This is a genomic window from Nostoc sp. JL23 (assembly GCF_017115065.1).
Classification (GTDB): Bacteria; Cyanobacteriota; Cyanobacteriia; order Cyanobacteriales; family Nostocaceae; genus Nostoc; species Nostoc punctiforme_A.
The window spans coordinates 52,140-67,566 of the sequence record NZ_JABXKN010000021.1; the positions used below are offsets into that span (position 1 = coordinate 52,140).

The 15,427-nt window shown below is 40.1% G+C and carries 18 protein-coding genes; 12 read left to right on the forward strand and 6 right to left on the reverse strand.

Annotated elements, in window-relative coordinates; genetic code table 11:
- Positions 1-195 precede the first annotated feature (195 nt).
- From HWQ42_RS02920 to HWQ42_RS02940, 5 genes are all read left to right on the forward strand, one after another.
- Positions 196-930 (forward strand): SGNH/GDSL hydrolase family protein, encoded by a 735-nt coding sequence (locus HWQ42_RS02920; protein WP_292809136.1) that lies wholly within the window; start codon positions 196-198, stop codon positions 928-930.
- Positions 931-1,210: 280 nt separating this feature from the next.
- On the forward strand, positions 1,211-1,885 hold the full coding sequence (locus tag HWQ42_RS02925; RefSeq protein WP_292809138.1) for a HupE/UreJ family protein: 675 nt from the start codon (positions 1,211-1,213) through the stop codon (positions 1,883-1,885).
- A 156-nt stretch (positions 1,886-2,041) separates the two neighbouring features.
- Entirely contained in the window at positions 2,042-2,605 is a 564-nt protein-coding gene (locus HWQ42_RS02930) for a hypothetical protein (protein WP_292809140.1), read from the forward strand.
- 53 nt (positions 2,606-2,658) lie between these two features.
- The gene (locus HWQ42_RS02935; protein WP_292809142.1) at positions 2,659-3,036 is read left to right on the forward strand and encodes a DUF2358 domain-containing protein; all 378 of its coding nucleotides are present in this window, start codon (positions 2,659-2,661) and stop codon (positions 3,034-3,036) included.
- 168 nt (positions 3,037-3,204) lie between these two features.
- The gene (locus HWQ42_RS02940; RefSeq protein ID WP_292809162.1) at positions 3,205-3,864 is read left to right on the forward strand and encodes a Uma2 family endonuclease; all 660 of its coding nucleotides are present in this window, start codon (positions 3,205-3,207) and stop codon (positions 3,862-3,864) included.
- Positions 3,865-3,947: 83 nt separating this feature from the next.
- On the opposite strand, the gene tnpA is transcribed toward HWQ42_RS02940, so the two are convergent.
- A complete protein-coding gene (tnpA, locus tag HWQ42_RS02945) occupies positions 3,948-4,370 on the reverse strand; it encodes an IS200/IS605 family transposase (protein ID WP_292809144.1) in 423 nt (140 codons plus the stop codon).
- A 68-nt stretch (positions 4,371-4,438) separates the two neighbouring features.
- On the opposite strand from tnpA, the gene HWQ42_RS02950 reads away from it, so the two are divergent.
- Positions 4,439-5,761: a transposase gene (locus HWQ42_RS02950; RefSeq protein WP_292809146.1), complete on the forward strand. Its 1,323-nt coding sequence runs from the start codon at positions 4,439-4,441 to the stop codon at positions 5,759-5,761.
- 28 nt (positions 5,762-5,789) lie between these two features.
- Complete coding sequence (locus HWQ42_RS02955) at positions 5,790-5,936, forward strand: hypothetical protein (protein ID WP_292809148.1); 147 nt, start codon at positions 5,790-5,792, stop codon at positions 5,934-5,936.
- 193 nt (positions 5,937-6,129) lie between these two features.
- On the opposite strand, the gene HWQ42_RS02960 is transcribed toward HWQ42_RS02955, so the two are convergent.
- Positions 6,130-6,318: a hypothetical protein gene (locus HWQ42_RS02960; RefSeq protein ID WP_292809150.1), complete on the reverse strand. Its 189-nt coding sequence runs from the start codon at positions 6,316-6,318 to the stop codon at positions 6,130-6,132.
- A gap of 130 nt (positions 6,319-6,448) precedes the next feature.
- Here HWQ42_RS02960 and HWQ42_RS02965 point away from each other — a divergent pair, with 130 nt between their 5' ends.
- The 4 genes from HWQ42_RS02965 to HWQ42_RS02980 all read left to right on the forward strand — a co-directional run bounded on the left by HWQ42_RS02965 (position 6,449) and on the right by HWQ42_RS02980 (position 12,098).
- Positions 6,449-6,826, forward strand: a complete 378-nt coding sequence (locus HWQ42_RS02965) for a hypothetical protein (protein ID WP_292809152.1) — start codon at positions 6,449-6,451, stop codon at positions 6,824-6,826.
- Between the two features lie 135 nt (positions 6,827-6,961).
- Positions 6,962-7,243 (forward strand): hypothetical protein, encoded by a 282-nt coding sequence (locus tag HWQ42_RS02970; RefSeq protein WP_292809154.1) that lies wholly within the window; start codon positions 6,962-6,964, stop codon positions 7,241-7,243.
- A gap of 104 nt (positions 7,244-7,347) precedes the next feature.
- Positions 7,348-8,535: a TRC40/GET3/ArsA family transport-energizing ATPase gene (locus tag HWQ42_RS02975; RefSeq protein WP_099101231.1), complete on the forward strand. Its 1,188-nt coding sequence runs from the start codon at positions 7,348-7,350 to the stop codon at positions 8,533-8,535.
- Between the two features lie 254 nt (positions 8,536-8,789).
- Positions 8,790-12,098 carry a GAF domain-containing protein gene (locus tag HWQ42_RS02980; RefSeq protein WP_292809164.1) on the forward strand — a complete coding sequence of 1,103 codons (3,309 nt, stop codon included), beginning with the start codon at positions 8,790-8,792 and terminating at the stop codon, positions 12,096-12,098.
- A 149-nt stretch (positions 12,099-12,247) separates the two neighbouring features.
- Here HWQ42_RS02980 and dnaN read toward each other — a convergent pair whose 3' ends face one another.
- From dnaN to HWQ42_RS02995, 3 genes are all read right to left on the reverse strand, one after another.
- Entirely contained in the window at positions 12,248-13,411 is a 1,164-nt protein-coding gene (gene dnaN, locus HWQ42_RS02985) for a DNA polymerase III subunit beta (protein WP_292809157.1), read from the reverse strand.
- Positions 13,412-13,511: 100 nt separating this feature from the next.
- Complete coding sequence (locus HWQ42_RS02990; RefSeq protein ID WP_334701074.1) at positions 13,512-13,904, reverse strand: PIN domain-containing protein; 393 nt, start codon at positions 13,902-13,904, stop codon at positions 13,512-13,514.
- Positions 13,901-14,176, reverse strand: a complete 276-nt coding sequence (locus HWQ42_RS02995; protein WP_292809159.1) for a hypothetical protein — start codon at positions 14,174-14,176, stop codon at positions 13,901-13,903. Before HWQ42_RS02995 ends, HWQ42_RS02990 begins: the two co-directional genes overlap by 4 nt.
- Positions 14,177-14,675: 499 nt before the next feature.
- Between HWQ42_RS02995 and HWQ42_RS03000 the strand changes: the two genes are divergently transcribed.
- The gene (locus tag HWQ42_RS03000) at positions 14,676-15,116 is read left to right on the forward strand and encodes a hypothetical protein (RefSeq protein ID WP_292809160.1); all 441 of its coding nucleotides are present in this window, start codon (positions 14,676-14,678) and stop codon (positions 15,114-15,116) included.
- A gap of 172 nt (positions 15,117-15,288) precedes the next feature.
- On the opposite strand, the gene HWQ42_RS35420 is transcribed toward HWQ42_RS03000, so the two are convergent.
- Positions 15,289-15,420, reverse strand: a complete 132-nt coding sequence (locus tag HWQ42_RS35420) for a hypothetical protein (RefSeq protein ID WP_367119033.1) — start codon at positions 15,418-15,420, stop codon at positions 15,289-15,291.
- Between the last annotated feature and the right edge of the window lie 7 nt (positions 15,421-15,427).

Consider the following 15,427-nt stretch of genomic DNA (forward strand, 5'->3'; position numbering starts at 1 on the left):
AAGAAAAGTTTTAGATTGGGTAAAATTTGCAATCTCTTGGGAAAAACTTTCATATACTCATCAATAAGTCAGAACTATTTCCGAAAAAATCTCGTCCAAGAATTAAGTTATACTGCAAACATTTCAGAGATGATGAGCAACACCAAGATAGTATATTTATGTTTATTTCTCTTTGTGATGATTGTCTTGTTTAATATGCTAACAAAGCAGATTAAGACAAATTCTTTACCCGTAGCTGAACAGCAAACAATCAGAGTTTTATTTATTGGCAACAGTTATACCTATTTCAACGATCTTCCTTGGTTGACACAACAGCTAGCTGCCTCGGCAAAAGAAACTAAAAAGTTAGAAACTGAAATGGTTGTGATTGGTGGAGCTACACTCAAAAACCACTGGAAACGTGGTGAAGCACTCAGACTTTTGAAAGCGAAACGCTGGGATTACGTAGTACTGCAAGAGCAAAGTACTTTACCAATTACTAATCCCCAGGAAATGTATAAGTACGCTACTCTGTTTGATGCCGAAATTAAACGAGTAAATTCCCAAACAGTGTTTTACTTAACTTGGGCAAAGCAAAATCAACCAGAAACGCAACAGATATTGACTGATGCTTACATGAACATTGCTAAAGAACTAAAAGCTAAAGTTGCACCTGTGGGAATAGCTTGGCAAAAAATTCAGGAAGCAAATCTAAAATTAAACCTTTACAGTTCCGATCGAAGCCACCCTAGTTCAATTGGCTCATTTGTCGCAGCGTGTGTATTCTATACAACATTTTACGATAATAGTCCTGTAGGCTTGAGTCGTCGTATATATAGTAGCGATTCTAGTACTCCACAACAAAGCAACAGAATTGAGTTGGAAAGTTTAAGTGAAACAGATGCCCAAATGATTCAACAATTAGTTGAGTATATCGTCAGAAAGATATAAAAACAGCCTGTTGTATAGTTAAAAGGATAAGAGAAAGTTTTTAGACTGCATTCAGACTTTTCACCTTGAAATCAACTTGGCTTTAGATAACTTAGTGAAGCTAGTACCGCAAGGCAAAATTAAAAATTAAAAATGAATACAGCATAAGGGTTTCGTTGATTTGGAATGATTGGTTTATTTGCGCCGTGTTGTACTAGTGTAATCTAGCATCATTACCACGTTAGTTTTTTGGGGTAGGTGGGTAGTATAAATTACCTAAAAACTAATTTGGTATATAGCAATGTTCAAGACTAAATTATCGGAATCCCGTACTTGGGGGGAACTTAATACCTCAAAGTTCATGGATCGCCATATTGGGGCGATCGCAGCTTTAATTTTAATTAGCTTACTGAGTTCATTGAGTGGAACACCATTTGAACATACCATCTCTAACGCCTGGGAAGCCTTTGTGTGGGGATTAGCAGATCCAGTAATTAGTTTAAATTGTTTAGTTGGTATTGTTGCGATTGGTTTACTCTCATCTGTGTTTGCTCGTGGCGCTGCGATCGCTGGATGTTTTATCTTCGCAACAGTTTTGGGCATTGTAATGCATCTATACCAGCTAAATTTACCAGGCACAGAAATAGCCATTGCTATTTCTACCATCGTTTTTGGTACTATGCTGATGATGCCAAATCAACTAAACTTTCTAGTGCTTGCGCTAATGGGCATCAGCGCTGGTTTATTTCAGGGTTACGCGAATGCTGAATCTATTACTGGGGCAGGAATGATATCAGTGGTTGTCTATATACTAGGTATTACCTTAACTCTATTGGCAGTTGCCATGAGTGCTAGAGAAATTGGTGTTGGGATGGGTATGAGAGAATTAAACCGAATTTTACCCTGGAAAATCAGCCTTGCTGGCTTCGCTTTGTGTGCGATCGGCATTGTGTTTTTGAGCAATTCGCTTATTTAAATCAGATATTTCAATTCAGTGGAATACATTCATTCGTGGGGGCGTACAGCTAGGTGTACGCCCCCACTGCGTTTTTAGATTGGACAGGCAAGCGTTCTGGTGAATAAGTTGATGCACCTCTGCGCTAATCTAGAGGCTATATATAAATAAAAAGTTATGACACCTGAAGAAATTGCGGATACGCTAACAGAATTATTTGGCACATCGGCAGTTGGTACGCTCGCTGCTGGCGAGTGGCAAATAGACACTTCTAATTTTCGGCTATTGGTGCTGCTTTCCGAAGATAATACTTGGCTGCGAGTTTTACTGCCTATTGTGCCCATCCAAGAAGCCCAACCATTTTTAGAACAGTTTCTAGAAGCCAACTTTGATGACACTCAAGAAGTACGTTACGCTTTGTATGAAGGGGTAATTTGGGGGGTCTTTCAACATAATAGTGGTACTTTAGTGAGTGCAGATTTGTCCAATGCAATCAATCGACTTGTATCTCTCCATCAGGCTGGATTAGATAATGTCTTTAATCGACTAATTGAAAGCCGCATCCGGCAAATTATTCAGGCAGCAAAACAGCAAGGACAATCTCTGCAAGCTACGATGCAAAGCTTAGAGCGCTTTTACGCCGAAGGAATGATGGGCGAAATTAATCAAACTTCACAAGGGCGAGAAGAAGCCCTAACTGCTTGGCGGCGTCAGTTAGAACGTTTATGGAATGAGGGTTAATTTCAATTTTTCAGTTTTCCTATTAAACCAATTTACGGATATATTTATCTATCATGGATATCATTGAAATCCTCAAAGAAGACTATCAAAGATTCCCAGTCAATCAAACTTACAGTCTTTATGCTCCAGAGGTTTATTTTCAAGACCCTCTGAATAAATTTCGGGGTGTTAAACGTTACAAAGGAATGATTAATTTTATCCAAACTTGGTTTTTAAATCCCAAGATGGACTTACATAATATTCAACGTTTAGGAGACACAATAAAAACTGAGTGGACACTCAGTTGGAATACTCCTCTACCCTGGAAACCACGGATCTCTATTCCTGGTTGGAGTGAATTAGGTCTTAACTCTGATGGTTTCATTGTCTCCCATATTGATTATTGGAACTGTTCACGCCTAGATGTGGTGAAGCAGCATTTTTTCTCTTGAAAAAATTAACAATTGATATATCTAAACAGATGATTGCTACTATTACACTAAACGTAAGAGCAAAAGCCATTAATCATTATGAATGAGAAATTAAAAGGATACAAAACACCTGAATTTATGGGGATTGTTAATTTTGAATTTTGAATTTTGAATTCGGAGCGAAGCGAAGTGACGGCTGCCAAAAATCATGAAATTCCTGCTGAATTAACTATACATACAGAAGCAGAAGATATTATCATTCCCCCTAGTGATTTATGGAGTGATGAGCCTCCTTTGGAAAGCGATCTACACCGCGAACAAATTGAACTACTATTGGCGTGTCTGAAATGGTGGTGGCGTCAGCGTAATGATTTTTATGCTACTGGAAATTTAACGATTTATTTTAGCCCAGAACAGATTACCACACGAGACTTTAGAGGGCCAGATTTTTTTGTTGTCAAGGATTGTGAAAATCGCCCCCGCAAAAGTTGGGTATTATTGGCAGAACAAGGGAAGTATCCCAATGTGATTATTGAATTACTTTCTAACAGTACTGCCAAGGTTGACAAAGGTCTGAAGTTTGAACTTTACCAAGAGACTTTTCGTACGCCGGAATATTTTTGGTTTCACCCCAATACTTTGGAGTTTCAAGGGTTTAGTTTAGTGGGTGGGAAATATCAACCTTTGGAACCAAATGCTCAAGGGTGGCTGTGGAGTCAGCAGTTAGAATTATTTTTGGGAATCTATGAGTCCAAATTACGGTTTTTTAACATAAACCGCGTAATTCCCCTTCCTCAGCGTCAGCAGGGAGGGGATGTAAGCGGGTCAAAAGCGTTAGCGAAGCGGTAGCGAGTCTTCGAGCGTCAACGTCCTATTGATGATTTTTACCGTAGGTATAAACAGTCGATAGGACAGTTGAGCTTTTGACAATACTATCTTTCGGGTTTGTCCTGAGAACGGATATATTCTTTGACTATTTCTAGCGGTGCGCCACCCACTGAATTAACAGAGTAGGCATCAGTCCAAAAGCTAGGATCTTTCTCTTTCCAATAATATTGTTTTAGATAATCCTGAAATTCCTTTCTAATAATACGACTTGATGCTGATTTGAGTGAACCAATTAGCTGTGAAATGTTGTTGTCAGGATGTACGTCTATCAATAAGTGTACATGGTTGTCTTCACCACTAAACTCAGTAAGAAAACATTTACGTTTTTCACAAACACGATTGAATATTTCTTGCAACTTAACAAGTATTTCCTGCGTGATAACTTCCTTGCGGTATTTAGCAATAAGCACGACGTGTAAGTGAATGCTAAAAACCGCATGGGACGCTTTTCTAAACTGAGTTTTCATGTTGACAACTGAATTTTATTAATGGTACTATACTATGAGTCTTGATTGTTGTAAGGGGGTGGTAATTAGTGGCATTGCGTAGAGCGACTTTTAGGTTATATCCAACTAAAAAAGTGAATGATTTATTGCACTATCATCGGAGGCTTCATAAGGAACTCTATAATGCCGCAGTGTCTAATAGAATTACGTCTTACAGGAGATTTAGTAAATCAGTTTCCTACTTTGAACAACAGAATTGTCTGCCAGATTTCAAGGAAGTTTGGACAGAATATAAAAAGATAAATTCCCAAGCATTACAAGCAACATTAAAGCGTGTTGACCTAGCTTTTCAAAGATTTTTCCAAGGTCTAGGTCGTTATCCTAAATTCAAATCAATTCGTCGCTATTCTGGATGGAGTTATCCATCTTTCACAGGATGGAAATGCCACAGCACAGGTGATAACGGCTATTTAGAACTAGCTAAAATTGGTTCTATCCAAATGCGGGGTAAGGCTAGATTGTGGGGTCATTTAAAAGCCCTAGACATAGTTCACCGCAACGGAAAATGGTACGCATCTATAGTTTCAGATGTGGATGATGAACTATTAAGAAATAGCCGTAAAACAGATGATGGTGTAATTGCAATTGATTTAGGATGCAATGACGCTATCGCTTGGACTAATGGACAAGAAAATGGTTTGATTCCTGCTCCTAGATTTTTCAGGAAAGCAGAAGAAAAAATAAAACGATTAAGTAAAGATAAACGTCGTAAGCGTTCACCTAACTATAAGAAAAAACAGAAAGCTTCTAGAAGATGGAAGAAAGTTCAGAGTCAGATTAGCAAAGTCTATCGCAAAGTGGCTAATCAAAGACAGAACTGGGTTCATCAAATTACCACACGAATTGTAAGCAGTAATAGCACGGTGGTAACTGAAAAACTAGAAGTCAAAAACATGAGTGCCAAGGCAAAGAAAGGCAAACGTAAAAAGCAAAAGTCTGGTCTGAATAAATCAATTCTGGATGTCGGGATGGGGATGCTTAAGCAATCTCTTAAGGCTAAATTGGATGATGTTAGTGGTGTATTTTCACAAGCGCCAACCAAGAAGATAAAACCATCTCAAACTTGCCCTAAATGTGGGCATCAAGAAAAGAAATCTTTAGACCAGAGATTGCATATTTGCTCTAACTGTAACTACACTCAGCAGCGTGATATTGCTGCTAGTGAAGTTATGTTGCTTTGGTACTCAAATCAACTACCTGGGTTTGGAACGAACCTAGCAGGCGCAGATGATTCTAGCTCTACTTCGCGCACCCGCAAGACTGCGGGAAGCATGAAGCAACTGGGTCAAAAGAAGCGTCAGAAATCTTACTCTACTGGTGGGGATGTAGAAACCCCACCCTCAACGAAGTAGGGTGGGGTAGTTCATCGTAGATAATCAGTTGGTAGCGACTCCAGAAGAAAGGGCACAAGCCGCAGAACGAGAAACTGAGGTTGAACGACAACAGAGGGAACTTGCACAGAAGCAAGTGGAAGAACTGAAGGCTAGATTGAAGGAATTGGGGGTTAATCCAGAAGAGTTAAAGTAGGAAAAATAAGCGTATAGGACTAGTCCTTTCAAGGTGACTCGTAAAATAGGATTGTTTTTTCTCAGCGCTCTCTGCGCCTCTGCGGTTTAAAAGTGACTTATTTAACCACAGAGGCGCAGAGGACACAGAGTAAAGAGCTTAAGAGGAATTTATTGACCAAAATTTTTATCCACCTTGAAAGGGCTAGTTCTAACTACTTCTCTTTCTCTTCATCTAGTGCTTTTTGAATAGCACGACGGCAAAATTCTGGTGGGTCATCTTTAGCCTTTACCTCTTCCTTCATAGATTCGGTAACACGAAAGCTCAGATTTGCTATTAACTTTTCTTCTCTGTTTGATTCAATAGGGTTTAAATTTTCTGGTGTTCCTTTGGGATTAGGCATTTATATAGAAACGTAAATATACCTTGAACGATATGCGCGCATAACAATAGATTGTATTTAAGGTAGGTGTTCACCCTGGAAAAGTTGACACCTACCAATATCCACTATCAAAAATGGACACTTCTATTTTATGTTCACGCGTTCCGAACTTGAAATCAAAACCATCCGAGAGTTACGCGACTTATGCCGACGCTACGGTGTCAAGCCGACAGGAAACCCAGGATACAAAGTTTCTTACATCACTTCTCTGATGGCATTCCCGCAATTAGCACTACATCAGATGCAAGAGGGAAGAGGGTTAAAAGCTCCCACTTTCACGACTTTTCAGTATATTGGCGCAGCAATAGATGAGATGAGTTCACCTACAGATGAGCAAATAGCACTGATTCGGCTAACGCTAGAAGGTAGGAAAATGACTTACCCCGATAGATTTGAACAAGAAAAGCTGTTGAACTTGCACAAGGCGAAGATGCTTGTTGAGCAAGCTTTTGCCATGTTGAGCCAGTAAATAGGCCTTACAGCAATTTTTAGGTAATTAAACCATAGTGCAGGGCAGCACAACTGTGCTGCCTACTGGGGATTGAAACAAAATCCCTCAATACTTTAGAGTTAATAATAAACTCAACTCCAAAGCGCGATCGCAATGACTGATAAAGAACTCAAACATCTAATTGAGAGTAATGCTAAAACAGTCCAAGCTATGTTAGATGAAATGGCGGAAGCACGTCAGGAACGCCAAGAACTCCGAGAAGGAATGCTTCAAATCCAGAGTGCAGTAGCACAATTAACGAATATACAAGAGAGAATAACCAATCTACTAATTTCTATTGATGGCGATCGCCCTACAATTCTTAAAAAACTCTCAGCACTGGAAACTAAGCTTGACCAATTATTGCAGCAAAACCTAACGGATGAGTTAGGGTAAATACTCATAATAATGCCTAGACGTGTTGAAACAACATTTATTTTCCTTAAACAGTCGATAATGTAAATAAATGTAAAAAATTCTCAGGCAGGATAAAAGCATCTATGCGTGTAATTTTAATGACTGGTAAAGGCGGTGTGGGCAAAACTTCCGTTGCTGCTGCAACTGGACTGCGTTGTGCGGAACTAGGCTATCAGACGTTGGTTTTAAGTACAGATCCCGCCCACTCTCTCGCAGACAGTTTTGATATGGAACTGGGACATGCACCCCAAAAAATTCGCCCAAATCTGTGGGGTGCTGAATTGGATGCACTCCAAGAACTGGAGGGAAACTGGGGTGCTGTGAAACGTTATATTACCCAAGTTTTACAGGCAAGGGGTTTAGACGGCATACAGGCGGAAGAATTGGCAATTTTACCAGGGATGGATGAGATTTTTGGCTTGGTAAGGATGAAACGCCATTACGATGAAGGTGAGTTTGATGTCTTAATTATTGACTCGGCCCCCACTGGCACAGCACTGCGTTTGCTGAGTTTGCCTGAAGTCGGTGGCTGGTATATGCGCCGTTTTTACAAGCCATTTCAAAACATCTCGGTGGCACTTAGACCTTTAGTTGAACCTTTTTTTAGACCAATTGCTGGTTTTTCGCTACCTGATAAAGAGGTGATGGATGCACCTTATGAGTTCTATGAACAAATTGAAGCTCTGGAAAAAGTATTAACAGATAATACTCAAACCTCAGTGCGTCTGGTAACAAATCCCGAAAAGATGGTGATTAAAGAATCCCTCCGTGCCCATGCTTATCTGAGTTTGTATAATGTTGCAACAGATTTAGTAGTGGCGAATCGGATTATTCCTAGTGAAGTCCAAGACCCATTTTTCCAACGTTGGAAGGAAAGTCAGGAGCAATATCGCCGGGAAATTCATGATAATTTTCACCCTCTGCCTGTAAAAGAAGTTCCCCTATTTTCTGAGGAAATGTGCGGCTTGGCTTCATTAGAACGCCTGAAAGAAACTCTTTATAAAGATGAAGATCCAACTCAGGTTTATTACAAAGAAACAACTCTTAGAGTAGTGCAAGAGGAAAACCAATACAGCTTAGAACTTTACTTACCTGGTATTCCTAAAGACCAAGTTCAACTTAGTAAAACTGGAGACGAATTGAACATCACTATTGGCAACCATCGTCGTAACTTAGTTTTGCCACAAGCCTTAGCAGCACTACAACCAGCCGGAGCAAAGATGGAAAATGACTATCTAAAAATTCGCTTTGCTGACAATACAAAAGTTTAATTTTGTTGAAGGTTACTCTGTCAACAAAAATTTAAAACTAAAATGCAAGAAATTTCTCTTGTAGCTAGTACAGACGCAATCTTTTTAGCGTCTGTTTTTATGATGTTTTGGTGAATTCTGATAAAAGGGAAAAAATATTTTTATTAATGATTTGACCGTAGTTTTACTGAAGACAAAATGATGAAATAAATTTCACAATGTCTTTAGATTTAATTATGCCTGTTTTCAAATTATTAATTTATTTTGCTATAACAATGGCCTCCAATCCTGAACAAGATTTGCCCTTATGTCGCGATGAAGAAAGTTTACTACGCCGTATTACAAACCGTATCCGACGAAGCTTAGAGTTGGAAGAAATTATCACAGTGACAACGGCAGAAGTGCGATCGCTATTAAAAACCGATCGAGTGATGATTTACAAATTTCATCCTGATGGTAGTGGTCAAGTGATTGCTGAATCGATTAATAAAAATTGTTTGCCGTCGCTACTGGGGCTAAATTTTCCCAACGATGACATTCCATCCTATGCCCGTGAACTATTTATCAAATCACGGGTGCGTTCTGTTGTGAATGTTGATACTAAAGAGATTGGTCAAATTCATTTGCGTGACTTGGATAATGGAGAAACTATCTCAGAGAAGATCCGTTACCGCCCTGTAGACCCCTGCCATATTGAATATCTGACGGCAATGGGGGTAAAATCCTCTGTAATAGCGCCTATTCTCTATCAAGATCAACTTTGGGGGCTGCTAGTCTCTCATAATTCTGGAGCGCGTTCGATTTCAGAATATGAGCTAGAAGCAATACAAATGGTAGTCGAGCAGCTGTCAGTAGCGATCGCTCAAAGCACCCTGCTCACTCAAGTTCGCAAAACAGCCGAACGAGAAGCGATCGTTAACCGCATTGCTACCTTACTACATTCACTACCAACGATAGTCTTACAGCCAGCCCTAGAAGCGGCTGTTGCTGCTTTTAATGGTGTTGGTGGCAGGCTTTGCATTAGAAATGAAGCTTTTGATTTCCACAATGGCAACGTCACCAGCTTAACAGAATGCTTAATACCAGGAAATACTTGTATCAAGCTTTATATCTGTGGACAGCAACCTGTAATGCCAGAACAAACTATATATCCACTCATCGAGCAATATAGTATCTGGCACGAACACTACAAGTTTACTAACTACGATGTTTGGGCAATTTCAGATATATATAACACTCCTGGGTTGCGGAGTTTGCAAGTTGCTTTTGAGCCAACTAAAATTCGCAGTGTGTTGATGATCCCACTCCAGTATCGTCAGCAGTTGTTGGGCTACTTAAGTATTTTCCGCAATGAAGTAGATATAGAAACTTTATGGGCGGGGCAGCATGACAGCGATCAAAGACAACTGTACCCCCGGCGATCTTTTGAGGTTTGGCGCGAATCTAAAACAGCACAAGCTCAAAAATGGACAATTGAAGAGATTGAACTGGCTAGAAACCTCAGTAAACACTTTGCTTCGGCAGTTCAGCAGTATGAACTACACCAACAAGTACAAGTCTTCAATGAAAATTTAGAAAAACAAGTTAAAAGACGCACAGTTGAGTTACAACGCACATCTGAACAAGAACAAGCTATGTTTAAAGTTATTGCCGAAATTCGAGAATCTCTAGACACAAATACGATTTTTCAGACCACAACTAAAGAAGTTTGTCAATTAATTAAAGCCGATCGCGTTTCTGTTTATCGTTTTGATGCTAATTGGGGTGGTGAATTTGTCGGGGATTTCGAGGCTGCTAGTCCATACTGGTCGAATGAGTCGGAACTAGGTATTAATACAATTTGGAATGATACATACTTACAAGACACACAAGGAGGACGCTACCGCAATAATGAAACATTTGCAGTTGATGACATCTACAAAATGGGGTTTGCTCAGTGTCATATCGACAATCTAGAGCAGTTTCAAATTCATGCTTTTGTGCTTGCGCCGATTTTTGTTGGGCAAAAACTTTGGGGTTTGCTGGCAACTTATCAACACACTGGCCCTCGGCAATGGAAAGCTTCTGAAGTTAACTTTCTCAGTCAGATTGCCGCCCAAATGGGCGTAGCACTCCAGCAAGCTGATTTACTCTCTCAGACACAACAACAGACATTAGATTTGCAACAAGCAGCAGAACAACAACGGGTATTGTTTGAAGTTGTGGCAAAAGTTAGAGAATCTCTTGATCTAGATGCGATTTTTCAGGCAACTACCCAAGAAATTTGTAAATCACTACAAGCGGATCGAGTTGCAGTCTACCGCTTCCAGGCTGATTGGAGTGGTGAATATATCGCCGAGTTTGTGGGTGATAGTTGGATAAAGTTAGTAAATTCTAATACTAATACAGTTTGGCAAGATAGCTATTTGCAGGAAACCCAAGGTGGGCGATATCGTCACAATGAAACCTTTGCAGTCGATGATATCTATGAAGTTGGCCACTCTCAATGTCACATTGCAGTTCTAGAGCAAATTCAAGCAAGGGCTTATGCGATCGCACCTATATTTATTGGGCAACAGCTATGGGGCTTGTTAGCAGCTTACCAGAATTCTGCACCCCGCCATTGGGAAGCCTCGGAAATTAAATTTATTACTCAAATTGCCAATCAGCTTGGGGTTGCACTCCAACAAGCACAATTACATAATCAAACCAAAGAGCAGACTCAAAAGCTAGCTCAAGCTTTGCATGATTTACAGCGAACTCAAACCCAACTGATCCAAACTGAGAAAATGTCCTCACTAGGTCAACTGGTAGCTGGTGTTGCTCACGAAATTAATAACCCCGTGAACTTCATTTATGGCAACATCAATCATGTCAATGATTACGCCCAAGATTTACTTAGTATACTAGAACTCTATTTACAAAATACCCCCAACCCTAGCTCTGAGATTAGCGATCGCGCCCTCGATATCGACTTAGAATTTATCATGGAGGATTTGCCCAAAACTCTATCTTCCATGAAAATTGGGGTCGATCGCATTCGGCAGATTGTCTTGGGTTTACGGAATTTCTCTCGCCTTGACGAAGCAGAAAAAAAACCAGTTGATATTCATGAAGGTATTGATAGCACCTTGCTAATTTTGCAGCATCGCTTGAAAGCAAAACCAGAAAGTCCGGCGATTACATTAGTCAAAGAATATACTAACCTTCCTTTAGTGGAGTGCTATGCCGGGCCGCTAAATCAGGTATTTATGAATGTTTTAAGCAATGCGATCGATGCTTTAGAAGATTATAGTGAATCTCAATCAAATTCCCATAGCAGTCAAATTACAATCCATACTGCTTTTGGAGAACTTGAAGGCAATATCAAGAGTGTAGTAATTCGCATAAGAGACAATGGGCCAGGAATACCCGAAGCTCTCAGAGCAAGAATCTGCGATCCCTTTTTCACAACTAAGCCAGTGGGAAAAGGCACTGGCTTGGGGTTATCAATTAGTTACCAAATTGTAGTAGATAAACACGGTGGTGTGTTTAGATGTGATTCTCAGCCGGGGTTAGGTACAGAATTTTGGATTGAAATTCCGATTCAACAAATTCGTCATTAGTCATTTGTCATTTGTCATTGGCAAAGACTTTTACCTTTAGCTAAACCGTATTGCCCAATCTCCGACTTTTTGAATAAGTTGGGGATCTAAATTAGAGTTAAATGACATTTAATCCTACAGTAATTGGATTTTTACTTGATAAATAATCTCTAACTTCTTAGTTGCACAGGCATAGCTAAATAGGTCATTTTCAAGCCACCCAATGGTGTAAAAATTACTGGCGTTAGGCTTTGATTTAAATGCATTTGAATTTCGGAAGATGGTAACTCTTTCAAGCCTTCCATCAAATACTTAATGTTAAAGGCAATTTCTATATTTTCCCCAGAAATTTGTGCCGGCATCGACTCTCTACCACTGCCCACATCTTGAGCTTCACAAGATAAGGTAATTTCTTGAGCTTCGCTATCAATACTGAGCTTGACAATATTATTTTTCTGATCGGCTAACACAGCAATCCGCTCCAAAGTGCTGACAAATTGTCGCCGTTCAATTGTTACTTGTCGCTCAAATTGGCGCGGAATTAATTGCCGATAAGCAGGATATTGTCCTTCTAATGTGCGACTAGTCAAACGTTGATTTTGCCATGCAAACACAACTTGACCTTGATCGAAATATAAAGCTACAGGTTCATCTGATGATGCGCTATGAGCTAGCATCCGTTGGAGTTCGCGTAATGCTCTCGCTGGTACTGTTACTTCTAGTTGACTGGTTCCGCCTAGAGGACGCTCGTTGCTAGTTTCTACTACTGCGAGGCGATGTCCGTCGGTAGCTGCAAATTCTAGAGTATCTTGTTTAACTGTTAAATGAACTCCTGTGAGTACTTGCTTGGTTTCATCAGCACTCGTAGCAAACAATGAACCGCGTAATCCCTCAATTAATGCAGTGGTGGTGAGGTTGATTACTTCTGTATTTTCAATTATGGGCAGTTCGGGAAATTCTTCCGGCCCCATTGCTCGGACTTGGTAATGTCCACTTTTGGGTGTGAGTGTAACTATTAAACCTTCTCCACCGGATGTTGCACCTGTCAAGGCTGATTCATCATCAAGAGTGATTTCGCCTTCTGGAAGACGAGAGGTGATATCTACAAGTAACTTAGCAGGAAGTGCGATCGCCCCACTTTGCCATACCTCTGCGTTAAAACTGGTACGGATTCCCAAGCTGAGATCGAAGGCTGTTAAACTTACTTGGTTAGTTTCAGCATCCGCTTGTAACAGCACATTGGCAAGTACTGGATGAGTTGGCCGTGAGGGGACTGCACGACTAACGAGTGAGAGATTTGTACTGAGATCGCTTTGGGAGCAAACTAATTTCATAAGTCAGATGCAGCTTGTGAAAGATATCCTAACATTCTTATGTTTATAGGCGATCGCTGGCAAAATTACTTAAGGATAGAAAACTCGTGTAAACGGTTGGTTACGATAGCGCCGATATAATATTAAAATCTTTATCGAGTGTGGCGATTGCAGCGACATTCAGGCGTTCAGAAATTACCACAAGGGATAAATCCGAAAAATCTCCTGGCAAATCAGCGTACTGGGCATTCAGTTCAGCAATCCGAGCAAAATCTTGAGATGTAAGAAATTCACACTCATATATGTGATTTGCTAGGTGGGACAGAAACTCGTTTTGCACCTGCCAGTCAGAGGCTAATAGCCACATCACTTCAGTGACACAACCTTCACTCGTTACCAATCGACTGGTACATCCAGCAAAAAACTCAACCACCCGATCGTGATGTGAGTCTGCTGAGTCATAAAAAGCAACCAACAAACCTGTATCTACTAAAATCGTAGGATAATAGGTCATGATTCCTGTTGGCGACTCTGCTTTATCCGTGATGCAATAATCGCTCTCCGAACATCTCGCTCTGATAAATTACCTACTGAGAGCAAATGCTGGGGAATTCCTCCCATGCGCTCTAGAATGCTTGGCTCAGATGGCTGGCTTTGCTCACCATGAGATGTGGAATTTTTTTGATCTTGTCTACCTTTTATGAATAGCAAAAAGTCTAGTACTTCTTCTACTAAAGAATCTGAAACCTGTTCAATTTCCTGAATAAGTTGCTCTCTGGCTGTCATAAATTATCTGCCTCAATACCAACAGGACTTCATCGATCGCGTTAACAAGCTTTAAGGGGCTATTTTATCGTAAGAGTTAAGGCAAAGGCGATCGCTATTTGTTTGATTAGCGCGTAGGCGTAGTCCGCCACAAGCATTGCTTCTACGCTTCAGGCTGTAAAAATTTAAACCTTTGCAACACATGCTCTTCCATGTATAAGAAAGGCTTAAGTATTTCCAAGAAATGTATAATTAATTGCTGCAATGGCTTAATACTTTGCAACACATGCTCTTCCATGTATAAGAAAGGCTTAAATCATTGCAGCATTTGTTGTAATGAACTTATGAATTGATTTACTACCTGAAATCTAAAAATAATTTAAGTGAAATTAACTAAGCTTTGGAAAATGCAATGTCTAATATGGGCTACGCCTACGCAACTTATTTGTAGTATTTCCCCATGACATTAAAAATATTTTTGTATAAAACAGTACTATTAACCTAGTAGCAGAGATGCATTATGGCACGTCGTAAAAGAAATTCCAGCGTTTTAGAACGAGCCGATCGCCGGATTGAAAGTTTGCAATCTATCAGTGTAGAACTTGATTTTGGCCAAGGATTGACTATAGAAGCTTATAATAGGACAATTAACGATCTCCGATCTAAGCTTGCTGCTTACAACACTGCGTTATCTACAATTGACAAACTCACGGATGACGTGAAGAACGCAGAACAGGTTGTAATAGCTATGTCAGAAAAAATGTTACTAGGAGTTGCCAGCCGTTACGGTAAAATCAGCCAGGAATACGAGATGGCGGGTGGTGCTAGACGAGGTAATACTAAGAAGAAGCGAAGCGTATTAGGCAATTCCAAAGTCACCAATCCTTTAATAGCCGATTCTGTTCAGCCTTCTTCTGTAAATGGATCTATGAATGGCGTGTCAGGTGCGATCGTAAGTTAGCTAAGATTCCAACAGGAAATTTAAGTTGTCAAGAGCCTTAAGGATAATGATAAGTAAATAGAGGGGTAGAAGGCAAGTGTTGCTTGCCTCCTACCCATGTCCTTATGCACAATTATCATTCTTATTAAAACTATTTTGAGTATTTTAATTGATTGACAAAAGGGACTTTATTTTAACCTCTTGCGGATTGATAGATTTTGAGGTTAGTCAGGTTAGCCAGAGGGGAAACATCGCTCACCTGCGTTCTTCTAAGATTTAGCTGTGTGAGGTTGGTCAGGTTAGCCAGAGGGGAAACATCGCTCACCTGCGTT

What these genes read in the sequence shown, in the direction of transcription:
- HWQ42_RS02920 (WP_292809136.1), top strand. Translation starts at nt 196, where the DNA reads ATGCTAACAAAGCAGATTAAGACAAATTCTTTACCCGTAGCTGAACAG.
- HWQ42_RS02925 (WP_292809138.1), top strand. Translation starts at nt 1,211, where the DNA reads ATGTTCAAGACTAAATTATCGGAATCCCGTACTTGGGGGGAACTTAAT.
- HWQ42_RS02930 (WP_292809140.1), top strand. Translation starts at nt 2,042, where the DNA reads ATGACACCTGAAGAAATTGCGGATACGCTAACAGAATTATTTGGCACA.
- HWQ42_RS02935 (WP_292809142.1), top strand. Translation starts at nt 2,659, where the DNA reads ATGGATATCATTGAAATCCTCAAAGAAGACTATCAAAGATTCCCAGTC.
- tnpA (WP_292809144.1), bottom strand. Translation starts at nt 4,370, where the DNA reads ATGAAAACTCAGTTTAGAAAAGCGTCCCATGCGGTTTTTAGCATTCAC.
- HWQ42_RS02960 (WP_292809150.1), bottom strand. Translation starts at nt 6,318, where the DNA reads ATGCCTAATCCCAAAGGAACACCAGAAAATTTAAACCCTATTGAATCA.
- HWQ42_RS02965 (WP_292809152.1), top strand. Translation starts at nt 6,449, where the DNA reads ATGTTCACGCGTTCCGAACTTGAAATCAAAACCATCCGAGAGTTACGC.
- HWQ42_RS02970 (WP_292809154.1), top strand. Translation starts at nt 6,962, where the DNA reads ATGACTGATAAAGAACTCAAACATCTAATTGAGAGTAATGCTAAAACA.
- HWQ42_RS02975 (WP_099101231.1), top strand. Translation starts at nt 7,348, where the DNA reads ATGCGTGTAATTTTAATGACTGGTAAAGGCGGTGTGGGCAAAACTTCC.
- HWQ42_RS02980 (WP_292809164.1), top strand. Translation starts at nt 8,790, where the DNA reads ATGGCCTCCAATCCTGAACAAGATTTGCCCTTATGTCGCGATGAAGAA.
- dnaN (WP_292809157.1), bottom strand. Translation starts at nt 13,411, where the DNA reads ATGAAATTAGTTTGCTCCCAAAGCGATCTCAGTACAAATCTCTCACTC.
- HWQ42_RS02990 (WP_334701074.1), bottom strand. Translation starts at nt 13,904, where the DNA reads ATGACCTATTATCCTACGATTTTAGTAGATACAGGTTTGTTGGTTGCT.
- HWQ42_RS02995 (WP_292809159.1), bottom strand. Translation starts at nt 14,176, where the DNA reads ATGACAGCCAGAGAGCAACTTATTCAGGAAATTGAACAGGTTTCAGAT.
- HWQ42_RS03000 (WP_292809160.1), top strand. Translation starts at nt 14,676, where the DNA reads ATGGCACGTCGTAAAAGAAATTCCAGCGTTTTAGAACGAGCCGATCGC.